Origin of the sequence: Amycolatopsis sp. NPDC058278 (assembly GCF_042881395.1) — a bacterium.
Taxonomy (GTDB): Bacteria; Actinomycetota; Actinomycetes; order Mycobacteriales; family Pseudonocardiaceae; genus Amycolatopsis.
The window spans coordinates 1-2,302 of the sequence record NZ_JBHVXZ010000267.1 but is presented as its reverse complement, the minus strand read 5'-3'; the positions used below and the strand labels follow the sequence as shown (position 1 = coordinate 2,302).

The following is a 2,302-nucleotide window of genomic DNA, read 5'->3' as shown; positions in this document are numbered from 1 at the left end:
ACCCCGCCTGCTCCCCGGTGCGCAAGAGCATGGTCAGCGACCGGCCGCCGACGACGAGGGTGCCCTTGCCCGGCACCGTGCGCGGGGTCGCCAGCCGGTCGCCGGCCACGCCGCCGACCAGGACGCCGCCCACGGACCGGTGGAACACCTCGCCGGTGGCCGAATCGAGCACGATCGCCCACTCCTCGCCGTATTCGCCGTCGGGGATCGTCATCGTGATGTCGTCGTCGTGGGCGTTGAAGCAGAGCAGGAACGAGTCGTCCACCACGCGCTCCCCGCGGGCGTCGAGGTCGGGGATCGCCGTTCCGTTGAGGAAGACCATGATGCTGCGGCCGAAGCCCGCCTCCCAGTCCTGGTCGGTCATCTCGTCGCCCGCCGGGGTGAACCAGGCGATGTCGCGCAGCTCGTCGCCGCGGCGGATCGGGCGGCCGGCGAAGAAGCGGCGGCGGCGGAACACCGGGTGCTGGTGGCGCAGATCCACCACCGCCGAGGTGAACTCGAACAGCTCGCGGTTGCGCTCCAGCAGGGACCAATCCACCCAGGACAGCTCGTTGTCCTGGCAGTAGGCGTTGTTGTTGCCCTGCTGGGTGCGGCCGAACTCGTCGCCGTGCAGGAGCATCGGCACGCCCTGCGACAGCAGCAGGGTGGCGATCAGGTTCCGGCGCTGGCGGGCGCGCAGGTCGAGGACCTTCTCGTCCTCGGTCGGGCCTTCCGCGCCGCAGTTCCACGACCGGTTGTCGTCGGCGCCGTCGCGGCCGTCCTCGCCGTTGGCCTCGTTGTGCTTTTCGTTGTAGGACACCAGGTCGTTCAAGGTGAAGCCGTCGTGCGCGGTGACGAAGTTGATCGACGCGAACGGGCGGCGGCCGTCGTTCTGGTAGAGGTCCGACGAGCCGGTGATCCGGGAGGCGAACTCGCCCAGCGTCGCCGGCTCGCCGCGCCAGAAGTCGCGGACGGTGTCCCGGTAGGCGCCGTTCCACTCGGTCCACAGCGGCGGGAAGTTGCCGACCTGGTAGCCGCCGGGGCCGACGTCCCAGGGTTCGGCGATCAGCTTGACCTGGCTCACCACCGGGTCCTGCTGGACCAGGTCGAAGAACGTGGCCAGCCGGTCGACGTCGTAGAACTCGCGGGCGAGCGTGGCGGCGAGGTCGAACCGGAAGCCGTCGACGTGCATCTCGGTCACCCAGTACCGCAGCGAGTCCATGATCAGCTGCAGGGTGTGCGGCTGGCGCACGTTGAGCGAGTTCCCGGTGCCGGTGTAGTCCATGTAGTACTGCGGGTCGTTCTCGACCAGCCGGTAGTAGGCCTGGTTGTCGATGCCGCGCATGGACAGCGTGGGCCCGAGGTGGTTGCCCTCGGCGGTGTGGTTGTAGACGACGTCGAGGATGACCTCGATGCCCGCCTCGTGCAGCGTCCGCACCATCGCCTTGAACTCGTGCACCTCGCTGCCCGGGGTCGCGGGCATGATCGAGGCGGCGTATTCGTTGTGCGGCGCGAAGTAGGCGATGGTGTTGTAGCCCCAGTAGTTGGCGAGGCCGCGCTCGGTCAGGGCGTGGTCGTGCAGGAACTGGTGGACCGGCATCAGCTCGACGGCCGTGACGCCGAGGGTCTTCAGGTACTCGATCATCACCGGGTGCGCCAGCCCGGAGTACGTCCCCCGCAGCTCCTCCGGGATGTCCGGGTGGAGCTTGGTCAGCCCGCGGACGTGGGCCTCGTAGACGACGGTCTCGTTGTACGGCACCTTCGGCGGCCGGTCGTTGGCCCAGTCGAAGTACGGGTTGACGACGACCGCGCGGACGGTGTGCGCCGCCGAGTCGTCGTCGTTGCGCTCCTCGGGCCGGCCGAAGCGGTAGCCGAACACGGATTCGTCCCAGTCCACCCGGCCGGTGACGGCCTTGGCGTACGGGTCGAGCAGCAGCTTGGCGGGGTTGCACCGCAGCCCGCCGGCGGGGTCGTGCGGCCCGTGGACCCGGAAGCCGTACTCCTGGCCGGGACCGATACCGGTGAGGTAGCCGTGGTGGACGAAGCCGTCGACCTCCGGCAGCCGGATCCGGGTCTCGGTTCCGTCCGGGGCGAACAGGCACAGGTCGACGCGGTCGGCGACCTCGGAGAAGAGCGCGAAATTGGTGCCGACGCCGTCGTAATCGGCCCCGAGCGGGTAGGGGGAACCGGGCCAAGGCTGCACTGGGCCTCCACAGGTGCGAGTGATCTCCGGCGGGAATACCCAGCCGGGCGGCCCCGGACACCGTGACGTCGCCCTCCTCACCCGGACGCACCACCCGGCGCGGGACCGCGGTGCGCACCG

Annotated in this window: 1 protein-coding gene; it reads right to left on the bottom strand. The window is 69.9% G+C overall.

What is annotated here, in order from left to right:
* On the bottom strand, window positions 1–2,182 hold a 2,182-nt coding region (gene glgX / locus ACFVYA_RS49855), incomplete at its 3' end, for a glycogen debranching protein GlgX (protein ID WP_387055689.1).
* Window positions 2,183–2,302 lie beyond the last annotated feature (120 nt).